This window comes from Mesorhizobium sp. M2A.F.Ca.ET.067.02.1.1, from assembly GCF_004023285.1.
In the GTDB taxonomy this organism is placed as follows: Bacteria; Pseudomonadota; Alphaproteobacteria; order Rhizobiales; family Rhizobiaceae; genus Mesorhizobium.
The window spans coordinates 1-2,204 of record NZ_RZSB01000893.1; the positions used below are offsets into that span (position 1 = coordinate 1).

Genomic DNA, 2,204 nt, shown 5'->3' on the forward strand with positions numbered 1-2,204 from the left:
GTGGAGCGCAACCGCGCCTTGCTGAAGGCGCCCAATTCGCTCAATGCCTGGGAAGCCTACCATCGCGGCCTCTGGCACATGTATCGCTTCACCCGCCAGGAAAACGAGCTGGCGCAGCATTTCTTCGGCGAAGCGTTGAAGCTGGACCCCACTTTCGCGCGCGCCTATGCCGGCATGTCCTTCACCCATTGGCAGAACGCTTTCCAGCGCTGGGGCGACCGCGATCGGGAGACCGCGCTTGCCTTCGAAAGCGCCGGCCAGAGCCTGCTGGTCGACGACCGCAACCCCGCCGCCCACTGGGCGATGGGCCGCGCGCTATGGCTGCGCGGCGAACAGGACGGCGCGCTGCTGGAGCTGGCGAATGCCGTCGACCTCAGCCCGAACTTCGCGCTCGGCCATTACGCGCTGTCCTTCGTCCATTCTCAGTCGGGCGACCCGCAATCGGCGATCGGCTCGTCCGACCATTCGCGTCACCTCAGCCCCTTCGATCCGCTGCTGTTCGGCATGATGGGCGCGCGCGCCATGGCGCATGCAAGGCTGGGCGAATTCGAAGCGGCGGCCGAATGGGCGCTGAAGGCGGCCGCGAGGCCAAACGCCCATGTCATCATCCTGGCGATCGCCGCCCATTGCCTGGCGCTGGCCGGCCGGCATGACGAGGCGCGGACCTTCGCCGCCACGATCCGCAGCACCTTGCCGAACTATCGTGCCGACGATTTCATCGCCACCTTCCGCTTCGACCGGGATGGGGAGACTCTGTTCCGCAACGGCGCCAAGCTGATCGGACTGAATTGAATCCAGTCGGTTGCTAGAGCAATTCCAGGAAAAGTGTGAGCGGTTTTCCGTCCGGAATTACGTAAAAACAAAGGGATAGAGCGGATCGCCGTTTCCGTGAAACGGTGAAACGCTCTAGTGCGATAGCGGCCCGCTCGCCTTCCGCCAGGCGTCGATGCCGCCTTGGATGTGGCGAGCGCTGGAAATCCCGACATCCTGCGCCGCTTGCACCGCCATCGCCGAACGCTCACCGAACGCGCAGTAGAACAGCAGCTGCTTGGCTGTTGATTTGGCCAGCTCATGCAGCATGCCGCCGGCCATGATGTTCTCCTGGAGCCGCGCATAGGGCAGATGGATCGCGCCGGGGATGACGCCGTGGCGCTCGCGTTCGGACTGCTCGCGCAGGTCGATCAGCGCCACGTCGGGCCGCCCGACAAGCGCCAACGCCTGCTCGGCGCTCACCGCCCAGCCGCGGGCGGCGATGTCGTCCTGATGCAGCCCGACCCGCATGTTGGCGGGCACGGCCACATCCATCATCTTCGGGTTGGCCAGGTTCAGATTGTTCATGATGTTCACATATTCGTCGACCGACTTCACCTGCAGGCGCGGATTGAAGGCCTTTTCCTCGCCGATCGTCGAGACGGTCTCGCCCTTATAGTCATGCGCCGGGAAGATCAGCGTTTCGTCGGGCAGCTTGAGCAGGCGACCGAAGATCGATTCATACTGCTGGCGCGGATCGCCGTTCTGGAAGTCGGTGCGGCCGGTGCCGCGGATGAGCAGCGTGTCGCCGGTGAAGACCCGGTCCGGCAGGACGAAGCTGTAGGAATCGTCGGTGTGGCCGGGTGTATAGATGACGTCGAGCGCCAGCCCCTCGATGCCGAGCTTATCGCCGTCGGCAAGCCGCATCGACACCACGTCGGCCTTTGTCTGCTCGCCCATGACGGTCACGCAATGCGTCCTGTCGCGCAACGCGCCGAGGCCGGTGATATGGTCGGCGTGAAGATGGGTATCCACCGCCTTTACCAGCCTCAAATCCAGTTCGTTGACCAATTGCAGGTAACGCTCGACCTTCTCCAGCACCGGATCAATGATTAGCGCCTCGCCGCCGCGCCGGCTGGCCAGCAGATAGGAGTAGGTGCCCGAGACGGAATCGAAGAGCTGGCGGAAGATCATCGTCGCATACCCCGCTGCATTTTCACCGCCGGGCATCGCCCTCCCGACCGTAGCAATATTCTACTGCATGGGCTTCTGGAATCGGAATGGATTTCGAAAAATATATAATTCGGTAGACGGCCTTCCCATAGCGATGGAATGCCACCCTTCAAACGCGGCGCCGGCCGGCGGTCAGCTGTCTCAAAAAGCCTTGCTGAGACGAGCTACCCCCCTGACAGTGAAGGCATTCTCGCTGCCGTAACCCACCTCGAAGCCGGCAT

Annotated in this window: 1 protein-coding gene and 1 pseudogene; one reads left to right on the forward strand and one right to left on the reverse strand. The window is 63.2% G+C overall.

The window, feature by feature from the left end:
* Positions 1-792: pseudogene (locus EOA28_RS33340) on the forward strand (tetratricopeptide repeat protein); the annotation flags it as partial.
* Between the two features lie 114 nt (positions 793-906).
* Here EOA28_RS33340 and EOA28_RS33345 read toward each other — a convergent pair.
* Entirely contained in the window at positions 907-1,944 is a 1,038-nt protein-coding gene (locus EOA28_RS33345; RefSeq protein ID WP_127250749.1) for an MBL fold metallo-hydrolase, read from the reverse strand.
* Between the last annotated feature and the right edge of the window lie 260 nt (positions 1,945-2,204).